This is a genomic window from Streptomyces sp. NPDC059906 (genome assembly GCF_042730645.1).
In the GTDB taxonomy this organism is placed as follows: domain Bacteria; phylum Actinomycetota; class Actinomycetes; order Streptomycetales; family Streptomycetaceae; genus Streptomyces; species Streptomyces rubrogriseus.
On sequence record NZ_JBHWKU010000001.1, the window covers coordinates 505,397 to 519,946 of the forward strand.

Annotated in this window: 18 protein-coding genes; 10 read left to right on the forward strand and 8 right to left on the reverse strand. The window is 69.5% G+C overall.

Annotated elements, in window-relative coordinates; all coding sequences use genetic code 11:
- Positions 1-73 precede the first annotated feature (73 nt).
- From ACFV9J_RS02460 to ACFV9J_RS02475, 4 genes are read left to right on the forward strand one after another with little or no spacing between them, the layout of a single operon-like run.
- Positions 74-583: a phosphatase PAP2 family protein gene (locus ACFV9J_RS02460; RefSeq protein ID WP_385348595.1), complete on the forward strand. Its 510-nt coding sequence runs from the start codon at positions 74-76 to the stop codon at positions 581-583.
- Positions 576-1,544, forward strand: coding sequence for a decaprenyl-phosphate phosphoribosyltransferase (locus ACFV9J_RS02465; RefSeq protein ID WP_385348598.1), 969 nt, complete (start codon positions 576-578; stop codon positions 1,542-1,544). The genes ACFV9J_RS02460 and ACFV9J_RS02465 overlap by 8 nt, the downstream gene beginning before the upstream one ends.
- Positions 1,538-2,011, forward strand: coding sequence for a GtrA family protein (locus ACFV9J_RS02470; RefSeq protein ID WP_385348601.1), 474 nt, complete (start codon positions 1,538-1,540; stop codon positions 2,009-2,011). The genes ACFV9J_RS02465 and ACFV9J_RS02470 overlap by 7 nt, the downstream gene beginning before the upstream one ends.
- Complete coding sequence (locus ACFV9J_RS02475; RefSeq protein ID WP_385348604.1) at positions 1,999-2,931, forward strand: YihY/virulence factor BrkB family protein; 933 nt, start codon at positions 1,999-2,001, stop codon at positions 2,929-2,931. The genes ACFV9J_RS02470 and ACFV9J_RS02475 overlap by 13 nt, the downstream gene beginning before the upstream one ends.
- On the opposite strand, the gene ACFV9J_RS02480 is transcribed toward ACFV9J_RS02475, so the two are convergent.
- The gene (locus tag ACFV9J_RS02480; protein WP_385348607.1) at positions 2,879-4,153 is read right to left on the reverse strand and encodes a D-alanyl-D-alanine carboxypeptidase family protein; all 1,275 of its coding nucleotides are present in this window, start codon (positions 4,151-4,153) and stop codon (positions 2,879-2,881) included. The two genes, ACFV9J_RS02475 and ACFV9J_RS02480, sit on opposite strands and share 53 nt — an antisense overlap.
- A gap of 172 nt (positions 4,154-4,325) precedes the next feature.
- Here ACFV9J_RS02480 and ACFV9J_RS02485 point away from each other — a divergent pair, with 172 nt between their 5' ends.
- Together ACFV9J_RS02485 and ACFV9J_RS02490 are read left to right on the forward strand one after the other, a co-directional pair.
- On the forward strand, positions 4,326-4,565 hold the full coding sequence (locus ACFV9J_RS02485) for an SCO4848 family membrane protein (protein WP_271319975.1): 240 nt from the start codon (positions 4,326-4,328) through the stop codon (positions 4,563-4,565).
- 36 nt (positions 4,566-4,601) lie between these two features.
- A complete protein-coding gene (locus tag ACFV9J_RS02490) occupies positions 4,602-5,891 on the forward strand; it encodes a metallophosphoesterase (protein WP_385348610.1) in 1,290 nt (429 codons plus the stop codon).
- On the opposite strand, the gene ACFV9J_RS02495 is transcribed toward ACFV9J_RS02490, so the two are convergent.
- Both ACFV9J_RS02495 and ACFV9J_RS02500 read right to left on the reverse strand, forming a co-directional pair.
- Positions 5,882-6,637 (reverse strand): TetR family transcriptional regulator, encoded by a 756-nt coding sequence (locus ACFV9J_RS02495; RefSeq protein WP_385348613.1) that lies wholly within the window; start codon positions 6,635-6,637, stop codon positions 5,882-5,884. The two genes, ACFV9J_RS02490 and ACFV9J_RS02495, sit on opposite strands and share 10 nt — an antisense overlap.
- A 197-nt stretch (positions 6,638-6,834) precedes the next feature.
- A complete protein-coding gene (locus tag ACFV9J_RS02500) occupies positions 6,835-8,055 on the reverse strand; it encodes an RNA-guided endonuclease InsQ/TnpB family protein (protein ID WP_385348616.1) in 1,221 nt (406 codons plus the stop codon).
- A gap of 363 nt (positions 8,056-8,418) precedes the next feature.
- Here ACFV9J_RS02500 and ACFV9J_RS02505 point away from each other — a divergent pair, with 363 nt between their 5' ends.
- Positions 8,419-8,952 carry an NUDIX hydrolase gene (locus ACFV9J_RS02505; RefSeq protein WP_385348883.1) on the forward strand — a complete coding sequence of 178 codons (534 nt, stop codon included), beginning with the start codon at positions 8,419-8,421 and terminating at the stop codon, positions 8,950-8,952.
- On the opposite strand, the gene ACFV9J_RS02510 is transcribed toward ACFV9J_RS02505, so the two are convergent.
- Entirely contained in the window at positions 8,930-10,270 is a 1,341-nt protein-coding gene (locus tag ACFV9J_RS02510; protein ID WP_385348619.1) for a helix-turn-helix domain-containing protein, read from the reverse strand. The two genes, ACFV9J_RS02505 and ACFV9J_RS02510, sit on opposite strands and share 23 nt — an antisense overlap.
- 126 nt (positions 10,271-10,396) lie before the next feature.
- Between ACFV9J_RS02510 and ACFV9J_RS02515 the strand changes: the two genes are divergently transcribed.
- The 3 genes from ACFV9J_RS02515 to ACFV9J_RS02525 all read left to right on the forward strand — a co-directional run bounded on the left by ACFV9J_RS02515 (position 10,397) and on the right by ACFV9J_RS02525 (position 12,166).
- A complete protein-coding gene (locus ACFV9J_RS02515) occupies positions 10,397-10,627 on the forward strand; it encodes a hypothetical protein (protein ID WP_385348622.1) in 231 nt (76 codons plus the stop codon).
- Between the two features lie 185 nt (positions 10,628-10,812).
- Positions 10,813-11,256, forward strand: a complete 444-nt coding sequence (locus ACFV9J_RS02520) for a glycine-rich domain-containing protein (protein ID WP_385348625.1) — start codon at positions 10,813-10,815, stop codon at positions 11,254-11,256.
- A gap of 73 nt (positions 11,257-11,329) precedes the next feature.
- A complete protein-coding gene (locus ACFV9J_RS02525; protein ID WP_385348628.1) occupies positions 11,330-12,166 on the forward strand; it encodes a protein kinase in 837 nt (278 codons plus the stop codon).
- Between the two features lie 243 nt (positions 12,167-12,409).
- On the opposite strand, the gene ACFV9J_RS02530 is transcribed toward ACFV9J_RS02525, so the two are convergent.
- The 4 genes from ACFV9J_RS02530 to ACFV9J_RS02545 form a co-directional block, all read right to left on the reverse strand.
- Positions 12,410-12,901, reverse strand: a complete 492-nt coding sequence (locus tag ACFV9J_RS02530; RefSeq protein WP_385348631.1) for a thiol-disulfide oxidoreductase DCC family protein — start codon at positions 12,899-12,901, stop codon at positions 12,410-12,412.
- A 4-nt stretch (positions 12,902-12,905) separates the two neighbouring features.
- The gene (locus ACFV9J_RS02535) at positions 12,906-13,313 is read right to left on the reverse strand and encodes a hypothetical protein (protein WP_115746561.1); all 408 of its coding nucleotides are present in this window, start codon (positions 13,311-13,313) and stop codon (positions 12,906-12,908) included.
- An 85-nt stretch (positions 13,314-13,398) separates the two neighbouring features.
- The gene (locus tag ACFV9J_RS02540; RefSeq protein WP_385348635.1) at positions 13,399-13,809 is read right to left on the reverse strand and encodes a VOC family protein; all 411 of its coding nucleotides are present in this window, start codon (positions 13,807-13,809) and stop codon (positions 13,399-13,401) included.
- A gap of 41 nt (positions 13,810-13,850) precedes the next feature.
- Positions 13,851-14,471, reverse strand: a complete 621-nt coding sequence (locus tag ACFV9J_RS02545; protein WP_385348639.1) for a Uma2 family endonuclease — start codon at positions 14,469-14,471, stop codon at positions 13,851-13,853.
- Between the last annotated feature and the right edge of the window lie 79 nt (positions 14,472-14,550).

Here is a 14,550-nt window from a genome sequence, read left to right on the forward strand (position 1 = left end):
AAACGGGTGATTAATGGTATGTCGCTCCGGTGTGCCCGCTCTCGCGTGCCGCGGGCGTGGACAGTGAGTCCACATGGACGACCTCGAGGACATGGACCACCGGATCGTCAGCGCGCTCAGGGCCCGCGGAACCGACCCGCGCGTGGCCGGAGCCGCGCGCGCCCTGTCCTGGGCGGGGGAGCACGGGGCGCTGTGGCTCGCGGCGGGCCTCACGGCGGCCGCCGTGGACGCGCCCCGGCGCACGGCCTGGCTGCGCGGCACCGCCCTCACCGCGGGCGCCCACGTCGTCAGCATGGGCGTGAAGCGGGTCGTGCGCCGCCCCCGCCCCGCGCACGTCGTCCCCCTGGTGCGCACCGCGGGCCGGCACTCCTTCCCCAGCTCCCACGCCACCTCGGCCGCCGCGGCCGCCGTCGTCTTCGGCACCCTCGGGGTGCGTGCCGCCTGGCCGCTCGCCGCGGCGGTGTGCGCCTCCCGGCTGGTCGTCGGCGTCCACTACCCCTCCGACGTCGCCGCGGGCGCCGCCCTGGGCGCGCTCACGGCCCGGCTCGGCACCGGCTGGGTGCGCGGAGGCACCCGTGACTGACACGGCCGTCACCGACACCGCCGTCCTGCGCCAACGCGCCCCCGAACAGCAGCGGGAGCCCGACCCGCCGCGCCGCGCGAGACGGATCCCGGCCGGGCTGCTGCGCACCGCGCGCCCCCGCCAGTGGGTCAAGAACGTCCTGGTCGTCGCCGCCCCGGCCGCCGCCGGCGAACTGTTCTCCGTGCACGCGCTGGGCCGGCTCGCCCTCGTCTTCGTCCTGTTCACCGCCTGCGCCGCCGCCGTCTACCTGGTCAACGACGCCCGCGACGCCGAGTCCGACCGCGCCCACCCCGTCAAACGGCACCGCCCGGTCGCCGCCGGAGACGTCCCGGTGCCGCTCGCCCACGCCGTCGGAGGCACCCTGGGCGTCCTCGCGCCCGTCCTCGCCGCCTGGCTGTGCCCCGCGCCCGTCGCGGCCCTGCTGACCGCCTACCTCGCCATGCAACTGGCGTACTGCGTCAGCCTCAAGCACGTCCTGGTCGTCGACCTCGCCGTCGTCACCACCGGCTTCCTGATGCGGGCGATGATCGGCGGACTCGCGCTCGGCATCCCCCTGTCGCGCTGGTTCCTCATCACGACCGGCTTCGGCGCCCTGTTCATGGTCGCCGCCAAGCGCTACTCCGAGGCCGTGCAGATGGCAGGCAAGGACGGCGCCACGCGCGCGCTGCTCACCGAGTACACGACCGGCTACCTGCGTTTCGTCTGGCAGCTCGCCGCCGGGGCCGCCGTCCTCGGCTACTGCCTGTGGGCCATGGAGGAGGGCGGCGTCCCGCACACCAGCGTGCTGCCCTGGCGCCAGCTCTCCGTGATCCCCTTCGTCCTCGCCGTCCTGCGCTACGCCGTCTTCGCCGACCGCGGCACCGCGGGCGAACCCGAGGACGTCGTCCTGCGCGACCGCGCCCTCGCGCTGATCGGCGTGGTCTGGCTGGCGATGTACGGCCTGGCGGTGGCCAATTGGTAGCCGACCGGCGCGAACTGCTGGGCTTCGCCTCGGCCGGCCTGCTCGCCTACGCCGTCGACCTCGGCCTCTTCACCTGCCTGCGCGGCCCGGCCGGACTCGACCCGCTCACCGCCAAGGCCCTCTCCTTCGTCGCGGGCTGCTCGGTCGCCTACGCGGGCAACGCGCTCGGCACCTACCGCCACCTCGGCCGCCCCCGGGGCCTGCGCCCCTACGCCGTGTTCTTCGCCGTGAACGCCGCCGGCGCCGCCGTGCAACTGCTCTGCCTGGCCGTCAGCCACTACGGGCTCGGCCTCACCTCGCAGCGCGCCGACACGGTCTCCGGCGCCGGGGTCGGCATGATCCTGGGCACGATCCTGCGCTTCTGGGGCACAAGAACACTGGTCTTCCGGTCCGCGGCCGGATCCGGAGGGCCCTCGGGATCATGGAACGCGTCGAGCGGGGGCAGGGTCGGATCATGGACTGGCTGAAGAAGCTCCCCGTCGTGGGACCGTGGCTCGCCCGCCTGATGACCACGCACGCGTGGCGCTCCTACGAGCGTCTCGACCGGGTGAAGTGGTCCAGGCTGGCCGCCGCCATGACCTTCACCAGCTTCGTCGCGCTCTTCCCGCTGCTGAGCCTGGCCGCCGCCGTCGCCGCCGCCACGCTGACCAAGCAGCAGCAGGACAAGCTCCAGGACAAGCTGGCCGAGCAGATCCCCGGCATCTCCGACCAGCTGAACATCCAGGGCCTCGTCGACAACGCCGGCACCGTCGGTGTGATCTCCGCGCTCCTGCTGCTGTTCACCGGCATGGGCTGGATCGAGGCCACCCGGGGCTGTCTGCGCGCCGTGTGGGAGCTGCCCGACGAGGAGGAGAACCCGGTCCTGCACCGGGCCAAGGACGCGGGCGTCCTCGTCGGCCTCGGCGGCGCGCTGCTGATCACCGTCGGCATCTCCACCGTCGCCTCGGCGCTGGTCGGCTGGATCATCCGCACCATCGGCCTCGCCGAGGGCGGGGTCGGCGGCGTCCTGCTCTACGTCGCCGCCTTCGCCGTCGCCGTGCTCGCCGACTTCCTGCTGCTCCTGTACGTCCTGACCCTGCTCCCCGGCGTCCAGCCCGAGCGCCGCCGCCTGGTGGTGGCCGCGCTGATCGGCGCGGTCGGCTTCGAACTGCTGAAGCTGCTGCTCAGCGGCTACATCCAGGGAGTCGCGGCGAAGAGCATGTACGGCGCCTTCGGCGTCCCCGTCGCCCTGCTGCTGTGGATCAACTTCACCGCGAAGCTGGTGCTGTTCTGCGCCTCCTGGACGGCGACGGGCAGCAAGGCGCAGGAACTGGGGGAGCCGGGCGACGCGGACGTCACGGACGGGTCCGGCGACGGACCAGGTCCGGCAGCGGCCACTTCCGGTTGATCAGGAACCCACCGCCCGCGAGCAGCACCAGCACCCCCGCGGCGATACCGGCCGCGACCCCGGCCCCGCCGGCCCCGTTCCCGGCCGGGGCGCCCGCCACCGGCTTCGTGCCCGCGGCGCCCTTACCGGTGCCGCCGGCCTCACCGGAGGCCTCCGCCGAGGGGCTCGCCGCAGTGGCGCTCCGCGGCCCCACCAGCTCCCCCACCGGCCGCACCTTGCCGGCCGCCTGGAAGCCCCAGTCGAAGAGCCGGGCGGTCTCCTTGTAGACCTCGTTGTGCTCGTCCTTCGCCGGGTTCATCACGGTGACGAGCAGCACCCGGCCGTCGCGCTCGGCGACGCCCGTGAAGGTGGAACCCGCGTTGGTGGTGTTGCCGTTCTTCACCCCCGCGATGCCGGGGTAGACCTCGACGTCGGAGTCACCGGCCAGGAGCCGGTTGGTGTTCTGGATCTCGAAGGACTCGCGGGACGTCTTGCCCTTCTTGTTCTTCGTGGTCTCGCCCGGGAACTTGGCGCGGACCGTCGAGGCGTACTCGCGGAAGTCCTTCTTCTGCAGCCCCGAACGGGCGAAGAGCGTCAGGTCGTACGCGGACGACACCTGCCCCGGCATGTCGTAGCCGTCGGGGCTGACGGCGGTGGTGTCGAGGGCCTGCAGTTCCTCGGCGTGCGCGTTCATGTCCTCGACGGTCTTCTCGACGCCGTCGTTCATCGCCGACAGCACGTGCACCGCGTCGTTGCCGGACCGCAGGAAGACCCCGAGCCACAGGTCGTGGACGGTGTAGGTCTCCCCCTCCTTGATCCCCACCATGCTGGACCCGGAGCCGATGCCCGCGAGGTCGGAGGGGACCACCTTGTGCTTGGTGGTCTTCGGCCACTTCGGCAGCAGCGTGTCCGCGAACAGCATCTTCAGGGTGCTCGCCGGGGCCAGCCGCCAGTGCGCGTTGTGCGCGGCCAGCACGTCGCCCGACTCGGCGTCCGCGACGATCCACGACCGGGCCGTGAGGTCCTTCGGCAGCACGGGCGCCCCGCCCGCCAGGTCCACCTGCGTGCCGGGCTTCCCGAGCCGCGCACCGCCCACGATGGACATCGACGCCGGCGGAGTGGCCGACGGACTCGTCGACGGGCTCGGGGCGGCGAGCGCGGCGGGGGAGAGGAGGGCGAGAGCGGTCAGGGCGGCGGAGGTGACCGTCAGGGAGCGCCTGAGGGCCTTCTTGGGAGCGGGCACGAGCGGAAACGTACCCCTCGCGATCGGGTCGGTCCCACCCCCCTCCCCACCCCGCGCACGGATCCGGACAGCGTGCGGCGATACTGAAACCATGCCGTGCTCATCCGGGGGACAACCCCCGGACCCCCGGCCGGTCTCGGGTGTACGGCGTTGTGAGGAAAGGTCCGTTTTTGTGAAACTCAGCCGCCCCGTCTCCTGGTTCCTGCTCGCTTTCGGGGTGTGGAGCTGGATCATCTGGATCACTTTCGTCAAAAACCTGGTCAAGGACGGCAGCGGGCTCGCCTTCGAGGACGGCGACCCCACGGCGTACTTCTGGGTGCACCTGCTGCTCGCGATCGTCTCCTTCGTATTGGGGACGGTCGTCGGGTTCATCGGGTTGCGCGGCGTGCGCGCACTGCGCCGAACGTCATAGGCGTCGAGGACATCACAACCGAGGGGATACGACGGCATGGTGGTCGTCTTCGCGCTGGTCGCGTTGGTGGCGGTGGGCGTCCTCGTGACGGCCAACTGGTACGTGTGGCGGCGCCTGTTCCGTGACACGACCAGCGCTCCGGGCCCCGTGCGCCGGATCGGCGCGGCGGTGATCGCCGGGGGCTGGCTGCTGGCGGTCGGGGCGCTGGTCGCCGAGCGCGCGGGCGCCCCGTTCTGGCTCCAGCGAGTACTCGCCTGGCCGGGCTTCCTGTGGCTCGCCCTGTCGATCTACCTGCTCCTCGCGGTGCTCGCGGGCGAGGTCGTCCGGCCGCTGCTGCGGCGGTTCCTGGAGCGCCGGGCGGCCGCGCGGCGAACGGCCGGGGCGGAGCCCTCGGTCGCCCCGGCCGCGGACACCTCGCGCATACCGGCCGGCACGGCCCCGCCGAAGACGCCCGAGGTACCCGGTACCGAAGCCCCGTCCCAGGACAGCCCCCTCGCCGTCCCCTCCCGCCGCCTCTTCGTCTCCCGCGTCGTCGCCGGTGCCGCCGCCGCGGCGGCCGTCGGCACGGTCGGCTACGGCACGTACGGCGTGCTGAACGGCCCGAAGGTGAAGCGGGTCACCGTGCCGCTGGCCAAGCTCCCGCGCGCGGCGCACGGTTTCCGCATCGCCGTCGTCAGCGACATCCACCTGGGCCCGGTGCTCGGCCGGGGCTTCGCGCAGAAGGTCGTCGACACGATCAACTCAACACAGCCCGACCTCGTCGCCGTCGTCGGCGACCTGGTGGACGGCAGCGTGAAGGACCTCGGCCCGGCCGCCGCCCCGCTGGCCCGGCTGAAGGCACGGCACGGCGCGTACTTCGTCACCGGCAACCACGAGTACTTCTCCGGCGCCGAGCAGTGGGTCGCCGAGGTGCGGCGGCTCGGGCTGCTCCCGCTGGAGAACGCCCGCACCGAGCTGCCCCACTTCGACCTGGCAGGCGTCAACGACATCGCCGGCGAGGACGAGGGCCAGGGCCCCGACTACGCCAAGGCCCTGGGCGACCGGGACCGCTCCCGTGCCTGCGTGCTGCTCGCCCACCAGCCGGTGCAGATCCACGACGCCGTGGACCACGGCGTCGACCTCCAGCTCTCCGGCCACACCCACGGCGGCCAGCTCTGGCCCGGCAACCTCATCGCGGGCGCCGCCAACCCGACCCTGGCGGGCCTGGAGCGCTACGGCGACACCCAGCTGTACGTCAGCCGCGGCGCGGGCGCCTGGGGCCCGCCCACGCGCGTGGGGGCGCCCTCGGACATCACGGTGATCGAGCTGGCGTCCCGTCAGGCCTGAGGACCGGCATCCCGCGTCGGCTTCCTCGCGGGGTCCGGCATCATCTTCGTCATCCCCGGCAGGAAGTCCGTGAACAGCTCGTGCACCTCGCGCACCAGCGGGCGCAGCACCCGGAAGCGGGCCAGCACGACGCCCCGCGCGGTGAGCCGGGCGCCGCGCTCGGCGAGGCGGTAGCTGCGCTCGCGGCCCTCGGTGCGGTCGAAGATCCAGTACAGGACGAGGCCCATCTGGGACAGCCACATCAGCTCGGGCAGGATGTCCCGCAGGTCCTCGGGCACCTTGGTCTTCGCTCCGGCGAGCACCGCGCGGTGGATGCTGATGGCCTCCACGCGCGCGTGCTCCGACTCGGGGGAGAAGGGGCTGAGCGGGCTGTCCGGGTCGGCGGCGTTCTTGAAGAACTGCACCGCGAACTCGTGGTACGGCGTGGCGATGTCCAGCCAGACCTTCAGCACGCCCGCCAGCCGGGCCTCCAGGTCGGTCTCCCTGGCCAGCACCTCGCGGACCGCCGCCCGGTGCTCGGCGGCGATCCGGTCGTAGAAGCCCTGGATCAGGTGTTCCTTGCCGGCGAAGTAGTAGTACGCGTTGCCGACGGAGACCCCGGCCTCCTGGGCGATGGCCCGCATCGTGGTCCGGTCGTAACCGCGTTCCTGGAACAGCCGCATGGCCGTCTCCAGGATCAGCGCGCGGGTCTGCTCGGACTTGCTGAGGTGGGCACCGTCGTCGGGGCCGTCGTGGGTCGCAGGCACGGGTCCAGAGCCTATCCATTGACCTCCTCCCATCGCCTTGGCAGGCATGGGATTCTCCGTCTGCGGTTGGTCCCAGTGAGTGGCGACCAATTCGCTTCGGACGGGTTCCTGCTTCTTCCCCACACGGGTGGGGGTTGCGTGCGCTGCCGGGCTGCTGCCTGGTCTCATGCGCGCTCCGCAGGCGCTTACTCATGCCGTTACCGGCGTGAGGCCCCCGGTCCGGGGGTGGGTGGTGTCGGTGCCGTGAGGATGCGGCGGCCTTCGTTGCGGACGTTTTTGCCCGCGTTCCAGTCCCTGTCGTGTTGAGCTCGGCACTTCGGTCGTGAACAAGCCCAGGTACGCACATGCAGTGGTTTGGGTCCGTCCCGGTGTCCGCAGGCGGAACAGATCTGGGAGGACGGGAAGTCGCGAGCGATCTTGACGATCTGTCGTCCGCGCCGGGTCGCCTTGTACGCCAGAAAGGACACGAACTGCCCCCAGCCCGCGTCGTGGACGCTCTTGGCCAGGCGGCCACGCGCCATCCCACGCACGTTCAGGGTCTCCACGAAGACGGCTTGGTTCTCGCCCGTCAGCTTGTGGGACCACTGGTGGTGGAAGTTGCGGCGCGCATCCGCCACGGCCGCGTGAGCGCGAGCGACCTTCATACGGGCTTTGTCCCGATTGCTGCTGCCTTTCTTCTTGCGGGACAGCTCCCGCTGTCGCCGCTTGAGTTTCTTCTCCGCTCGCCGTAAGTACTTCGGACTGGCGATGTGTGTACCGTCCGCGAGGACAGCGAATCGGGAGAGCCCCAAATCGATACCCTGATCCCCGTCAACGGTCGGAAGGGCGTCGGCGACAGGGTCGCTTTCGATGACGAAGGAGACCCAGTACCGCCCCGACCGGTCCTTGATCAATGTCACCGACGAGGGAGCTGAGGGCAGGTCGCGGGACCACTTGACCCGCACGTTTCCGATCTTGGGGAGTCGGAGTCTGCCGTCCTTTGTGATCTTGAAATGATCGGAGACCGTGAACCGAGCGGTCTGCCGGTTGTCCTTGCGGGACTTCGCCCGGGGTGGTTCGACCCGTCCTCCTTTGCGCTTGCCGGATTTGGAGTCCTCATGAGCCTTCCAGGCTTTGTCCAGGTCACGCAGTGCTTGTTGAAGGACGCCGACCGGAGCGTCAGTCAAGAATGCCCGCTCAGAACTCTTCTTCGCGGAGGTGATCAGTAGCTTGCCCAGCTCGGCGGCCTTCGGGATCTGCAGGTACGGCCCCTCGGCAGTGCGGTGCCTTGGATTGCCGAGGCACTTGTTCGCTGCCTTCCGTGGCTTCTGGAGGGAGAGTGCATCGTTCCAGACCACGCGTTTACACCCAAACACGCGGGCAGCGCTGATGCACTGGCCAGGCGTCAGGTATGCGCGGTACTGGAATCGGAGCTGCATGGCGGTCATCGTACCGAAATTGCACTATCAGGCGGTATGGGTACGTTAGTACGAATCGTCATTCCTCTATGTGGGGAGAGGGATTGGTGTACGGGACCTTGAATAGGCGCACCCATGGAGTGTTGTTGGCGCAGTTGCGTCTTGGCGATTCGCAAGTCACCACTCGGTGAAGTAGGGCAGCGGGGCAGTGGCGATGAACGAAAGCGCCGACGGATGATGCGGTGCACACCTCCTTGCGGGATTGAGGTGGTGCGGCTGACGCTCAGGCGCTTCTTCTGTTTTCGTCACATCGACGTGAACGAGGTGCTCGGTGTGGGCTCGGTCTGGGATGCTGGGCTGCATCGCATGAGGAGGGCGGCGTTCATGGAATGGAAGACCCATGGAGAGCGGCAGATCTACACCAACCAGTGGGTGAATCTGTGTCTGGTTGACGTTCAGCAGCCTGATGGGCGCAGGTGGGAGTATCACGTCGTTCGGCTCCGGCACCTGGCCGTGGCCGCCGTGGTCAACGACCGCCAAGAGGTCCTGATGATGTGGCGGCATCGCTTCATCACCGACTCCTGGGCCTGGGAGTTGCCCATGGGCCTGGTCGAGGAAGGCGAGACCCCGGAGGAGGCGGCGGCGCGCGAAGTCCTGGAGGAGACAGGCTGGCGCCCCGGACCGGTCAAGTCGTTGATCTATGCGGAACCGGCCAACGGGATCACCGACTCGCAGCATCACGTCTTCCGCATGGATGGCGCGACCTACGCCGGGCCGCCGACGGAGAAGAACGAGTCCGACCGGGTCGAGTGGATTCCCCTCTCAGAGGTGCGGGCCATGATCGACCGCCGGGAAGTCGTGAGTAGCGGGTCCCTCGTCGGCCTCCTGTACTTGCTCATGGACGAGTCGATCCGCTGACCAAGGGAAGGGCCTCCCGTAGCCGCGCCTCGAAGGCGAGGGCTACGGGCTCTTGCCTGTGCGGGGCCAACTGGTCGTAGAACTCTCTGAGGTGGCCGGACACCCTCTCGGAGGCCACCGCTGAGGCGGGCTGAAGTGCTTGGGTAGCGGTTTGGCACGCCTGATCGAGCTTCCCTTGGTCCAGCTGGGTACGCGCCAGCCAGAACGCGTGAAACGCTCGGCCGCGCTGGTTGCTGTGGTCCTCGCGACGAAGGGCGTCCGCGATCAAGGGCTCCGCGGTGGCCGCCTCGCCCAGGCGTCCGTGAGCGATCCCCGTATCCACGATGAGCTTCGGCTCATCGAAGTAGGACACCCATGCCGGGTCCGGGTCGGTCTGACCGATCCGTTCGAACTGCCGATGGGCTTCCTTGATCGCCTCGTGAGTTCGGGCCTGGCTGCCCAAGGTGGCATGGGCGAACGCCTCGCGCATGGACAGCATGGAAAGGACCCGTGGGGTGGTACCGATGGCAGAGCGGGCCTGGTCCTGCGCGGCTGTCACGAGGGCAAGGGAGTCCGCGGGTTTGTCCTGGTAGGTCGCCTGCAAGCTCATGCAGGCGAGGACGTTGGCCATGAACTGTCGGTCGTCGATCTCCTTGGCCAGGTGCAGGGCCTCTGTGAAGTACGCGCGGGCCTGGTTGTACTGCCGTGCGTCGAAGTAGGTCCAGCCGGTGAGGCGGGCAAGCTCGGCTGCGATGCCGTACAGGCCGTGTTGGATGGACGACGGCCGGTTCTCCTTCAACAGTCCGACCACGTGCCGCAACTGGCCCACGATGGCCGGCCTCAGAGGCTCCCCACCGTGTTGGTTGTCCCGGCGCCAGTAGTCCTCGATGGAGGACCTGAACGCTTCAAGGGTCGCGGGGCTGAGGCTTGTCCGGGTGGCCAGAGCCAAGATGCTGTCCACGTCCGGACCTGGCAGTGATGTCGGTGCCTCGTGCTCCGGCTCCGACGGCTGATGCGCCTCACGTTCGGTCGCGACGAGTGCCTGGGGAGTCTCCCACGATCGGCGTGCAAGACCCAGCATGTGACCTGGAATGCGCAAACCGTCCGCGATACGCTCGATGACTTCCATGTGCAGCAGGTGCCGGCGTCCAGTGATGACTTCGCCGACGCGGCTGGGCGTGAGTTCGCAGCGTCTCGCGATCATCGACGGGTAGATGCCCGCTCTGGTCTTCACAAGCCGGAAGACCCTCGCGAAGTCGCGTAACCGGCATGCGTTGATCATCTCGGGATCGGTGAGCAGCCTGGCAGGCAGTTCCTGCGGCCGGTCGGCGTCGGGCATTGGGCAAGCTCCCACACTGCGAGGGCTACGCAACGTCGCGGATTCTCTACTAGCCGCGATGTTACCCAAGTTGGGTAATCAGCCGGACCTTTTAGGACCGCGCTGCCAATCGCGATGCTCCTGTGCATGGCGAGCAACCAGCAGACCAGACCAGCCATCGGTGGCCTGGCCAGGGACAACGTCAGGCGACGTATCGGCGTAGTTATGGACCGGATCGGTGGCCGTGTGCAGATGCGGCCCGTCCGTGGCGGCGCCGAGTGGGATGCCATGCCGGACCAGGTCGTAGCACTCAGTGCACGCGAGGAACTGAGCGTTCGCCTGGCCGTGCGGAACGGCAACAGCCGGGTCGGGCTGTGATGCGCGCCATCGGCCGGTACGCCGGAGTCCTGTTCACCATCGGCATCAGTGGATCGTGCGGGCTGGTGATCGGCATGACTCTCGCCATCGGCAAGTAGGCCGGCCTGTCCGAACGGGTGCCAATCCCGGCTCCTCACCCCGCTCGGGCCGGCCTCCATCCACCGCCTCACAGAAGGAGAACGCACATGACGGCAACGGCGAACGATCAGAAGACCGGTCGCACGGTGGCTGGTGAGGAACTGTTCGAGAGCCTCGGCCACTTCGTGGTCGTGCACAACGGCCAGTCGCCCGAGCGCGCCGCGCGGATCGCGGACCAGGCGGTGGCGTTCCTCGTGACCGCTGCCACCGCCACGGTGCCCGTGGTTCCGTCGGACGACGTGGACCTCGGTCTGCATGCGCTCATCCTGCACACGAAGGAGTACGCCGAGCTGTGCGACAAGTACGCGGGCCGCTTTCTGCACCACAACCCGAAGCCGAGCGGGGGCGCCCGCGACCCGGAAATGGTCGCTGCCTCGGCGCGCGCCATGAAGGCCGCCGGGTTCATGGTCTTCGATGACCTCTGGACCGTGAACGGCGAGAATCTGGCCCAGTGCGACTCCGACTGCGGGCGACCGTACGGCCAGGCATAGCCATCGGCTCACGCGAACGCGGCCGACCCCTTTTCGCGGTTGGCCGCGTTCGCGCCAGGAAGGAGAAGAGACGTTGTCCGGCTCAAACCCCGAACTCCCGATCGTGGTGCTGCATGCACTCATGCCCACAGCTCAGCGTGTGGTCCTCAACCGTCGCGGCTCAACCGTCTGGGAGATCGAGAGCCATCGAGGCCGGTACGCCGTGAAACTCGGGTACCCGATCGAGGCCACGGCCGACTGGCCTGCCCAGCCCTGGACCGCACTCGCTCCGGCCCGCGAGGGCGCCATCCTGCACCGCCTGGGCTCCCCAGACGTGGCCTACGGCGAGTGGGAGCAGGGAACGTGGAACTTCCAGCCGTGGCACGACGGCCCGGATCTGCACCGGTTGTGGGAACCCTGCCGATCCGCCGACTCGACCGTCACGCCGCACGTCAGTGCGGCGCTGAGTTGCGTCGAAGCGCTCGCCGAACTCCACGCGGCGGGTTGGGCGCACGGTGATGTACAGCCCGCTCATTTCATCATCGGGCCGGATCGAACACACCTCATCGACCTTGCCCTCGCCCACGGCGGTCAAGTGCCTAACGGGTACGACTTCCCGTTCCGTGGCTGCCTCGTCCACTACGAGGCTCCGGAGATCGCTCAGAGCGTCCTCGCTACCGGGACCGCCGAACCGACTCAGGAAGCCGACATCTACGCACTCGGTGCCTCTTTCCTCATCTCCGCTACCGGCTGGCGAGCGGTCGAGTACGCGGATGATGCTCCGCGTCCGGTTCAGCGGGAGGCAGTGGCGAGAGGCAAGCGCCGCTCCGTGAAGGTACCCGGTCAACTCGGTGAGCTGATCGACGCGATGCTCAGCCGTCATCCCGGGGATCGGCCCACCGTCCATGAGGTGCGCAAAGCGCTGCGCTGATTATGGAGCCCTGATGCCTTGCCAAGCACGGCGGCACCAGAGAGGAAGGAGGTTGAGGAGATCGGACTGCCACGACGTGGGCATCGCCGACATCGACATCAACCACGTGCCCCGATTCGCGCTGTGCTCCGCCACATCCTGGCGCTGGGCGCAGTCGACGTGCAAGCCAGATGAATTGCGTTGCTGCGGCTGGTCGCCCGGCTTGGGTAGCCACCCTTCGCCTCGCACGCATCCACTCACTGCCTACCTCTCGGAACCACACACCCCGTCGGCACAGCCCGGCCCCGCGTAGATCCACCCGAGCCCGGGCTCGTACACCCAGCCGTCGGCCCGGCGGTACCCGTTGCCGCCCCACTGCCGCTGCCCGCCCCGCCACTTGGCGGCGGCCAGGACAGCCCCCCGAGCCAGCCAGGCGCCCTTGGGCGTGCTGAGCCGGTGGGCGAGCCTGCGGTACCGGCGCAGCGCCCACAGGACCACCACCCAGGCGGCGGCGCCCCGGTAGACCTGCCCGGCGTCGCCCACGGCGGTGACCTCGTCGAGGGTGGCCCCGTGGTCGAGCCCGGGGAAGCGTCTGCGCGCCTCCTCCGACGCGGCCGGGACCAGCTCCAGCGGCACCAGCCGGGGCTGGCGCAGCAGCCAGTCCCGTACGTGGGTGCACAGGGCGCACTCGGCGTCGTAGAGGACGGTGAGCCGGCGCACGGGGGCGCCGGCCGTCGTCCCGGGAGCGGGAGCCATCGGCTCAGGCCCCGGCCGTCGGGGCGACCCAGCCCTGCGGCGGGACCGGGGGCAGCTGCTCGCGCTCCATCAGGCCGCGCCGCCGGATCTTGTTGAGCACGTACACGTTGCCCAGGTGCATCACGCCGAGCACCAGCAGCACCACGCCCAGCTTGGTCGAGAGCGCCTCGAAGATGCCCCGGGTGTCGGTGATGGTCTCGTCGTCGCTCAGGTAGAGGGCGACGAAGCCGAGGTTGACGAGGTAGAAGCCGACCACCAGGAGGTGGTTGACGGCGTCGGCGAGCTTCTCGTTGCCGTGCAGGACGTCGGCGAGGAAGACCCGTCCGTTGCGGCTGAGCGTGCGGGCCACCCAGACGGTCAGACCGATGCTGACGGCCAGGTAGATGACGTAGGCGATGACGGTGCGGTCCATGCCCCACCCCTTCTTGAACGCGTTCAAAACGCTGACAGGACTGACTGTAGACCTGTTTTTGAACACGTTCAAGCGGGAGTTCTTCTCAGGGACGGCGGCCCAGCTCCGGGCGCTTGGAGTAGTCCGTGAGGCCGATGACGTTGCCCCACGGGTCGGCGAACTCGACGGTCCAGCCGGTGGCCACGGGGAACGGCTCGTCGAGCGGCGGCACCCCGGCGTCCTTCAGCGCGTGGGCGGCGACCCGGGCGTCGGTCACCTCCAGCCACACCCGCGCGGAGGGCCACATCGGCGGCTGCCGCCCGAACTCCTCCTCCGCGCGCAGCAGCAGCCCCGGCGTCTCGGCGCCCACCTTCAGCAGCGCGATCCCGGCCTCGTCGAGCCGGTAGGCGACCGGGAACCCGGCCCGCTCGTAGAACCCGACGGCCTCGGCGAGGTCACCGACGGGCAGCAGTACGTTGTCGAACCCGAGCAGTTCGTACGACTCGTCATCTGACATGGCGTCAGGCTAGGACGATCGTCGCCCGGAACGGCTGATTGTCAGCCCTCGCCGGGCGCGCTCTTCGGCCGTCCGGCGGCAAGGACCTCGGCGACGTCCAGGGTGACCTCGGCCCCGAGCGAGTCGGGCAGGGTGACGGTCTCGCCGGGGGAGTGGACGCGGTGGGTGTAGTAGTCGGCGCAGTCCGGGTCGGTGAGGACGTGGAGGCGCTGGTGCTTGCGGTCGACGATCACGTAGACGGGGACCATGGCGGCGGCGTAGGCGGTGACCTTGGCCTTGAGGTCGTTCCTCCAGTTGCTGGAGGTGACCTCCAGGACGAGGCGGAAGCAGACCGGGGCGTAGCAGTTGTTCTCGATGAGGTGGTCGTCGATGTCGGCGTCCACGATCGCCAGGTCGGGGATCGCGTAGTCCTCGGCGTCCATGGGCAGCCAGAGACCGATGCCCTGGACCACCTTCGATTCCGGGCCGTGTAGGCCCGCGGCCGCGAAGGTCAGGATGAGGTCGGTCAGGACTGCGGCGTGCGGGCCGTCCGGTGGCGGGGTCGCGGTGAGCTGGCCTTCGATGATCTCGACGCGGTAGCCCGGACTGCGGTCCATGATGCGGTTCGCCTCCGTGATCAGCGGAAGGTCGCCGCGGGGCGGCTCGACGGGTGCTGTGGACATCGTGTACCTCCTGAGGGCTGGCGTCGAGGCCATCCTCATGAGTGGAGAGTGCCCGTGCGTCCCGTCGCCGACGGGTTCA

Excerpts from the sequence above, each read along its gene's own strand:
- ACFV9J_RS02475 (WP_385348604.1), top strand. The coding sequence starts at position 1,999 with ATGGACTGGCTGAAGAAGCTCCCCGTCGTGGGACCGTGGCTCGCCCGC.
- ACFV9J_RS02490 (WP_385348610.1), top strand. The coding sequence starts at position 4,602 with ATGGTGGTCGTCTTCGCGCTGGTCGCGTTGGTGGCGGTGGGCGTCCTC.
- ACFV9J_RS02505 (WP_385348883.1), top strand. The coding sequence starts at position 8,419 with ATGGAATGGAAGACCCATGGAGAGCGGCAGATCTACACCAACCAGTGG.
- ACFV9J_RS02535 (WP_115746561.1), bottom strand. The coding sequence starts at position 13,313 with ATGGACCGCACCGTCATCGCCTACGTCATCTACCTGGCCGTCAGCATC.
- ACFV9J_RS02500 (WP_385348616.1), bottom strand. The coding sequence starts at position 8,055 with ATGCAGCTCCGATTCCAGTACCGCGCATACCTGACGCCTGGCCAGTGC.
- ACFV9J_RS02460 (WP_385348595.1), top strand. The coding sequence starts at position 74 with ATGGACGACCTCGAGGACATGGACCACCGGATCGTCAGCGCGCTCAGG.
- ACFV9J_RS02520 (WP_385348625.1), top strand. The coding sequence starts at position 10,813 with ATGACGGCAACGGCGAACGATCAGAAGACCGGTCGCACGGTGGCTGGT.
- ACFV9J_RS02510 (WP_385348619.1), bottom strand. The coding sequence starts at position 10,270 with ATGCCCGACGCCGACCGGCCGCAGGAACTGCCTGCCAGGCTGCTCACC.
- ACFV9J_RS02540 (WP_385348635.1), bottom strand. The coding sequence starts at position 13,809 with ATGTCAGATGACGAGTCGTACGAACTGCTCGGGTTCGACAACGTACTG.
- ACFV9J_RS02545 (WP_385348639.1), bottom strand. The coding sequence starts at position 14,471 with ATGTCCACAGCACCCGTCGAGCCGCCCCGCGGCGACCTTCCGCTGATC.
- ACFV9J_RS02530 (WP_385348631.1), bottom strand. The coding sequence starts at position 12,901 with ATGGCTCCCGCTCCCGGGACGACGGCCGGCGCCCCCGTGCGCCGGCTC.
- ACFV9J_RS02515 (WP_385348622.1), top strand. The coding sequence starts at position 10,397 with ATGGCGAGCAACCAGCAGACCAGACCAGCCATCGGTGGCCTGGCCAGG.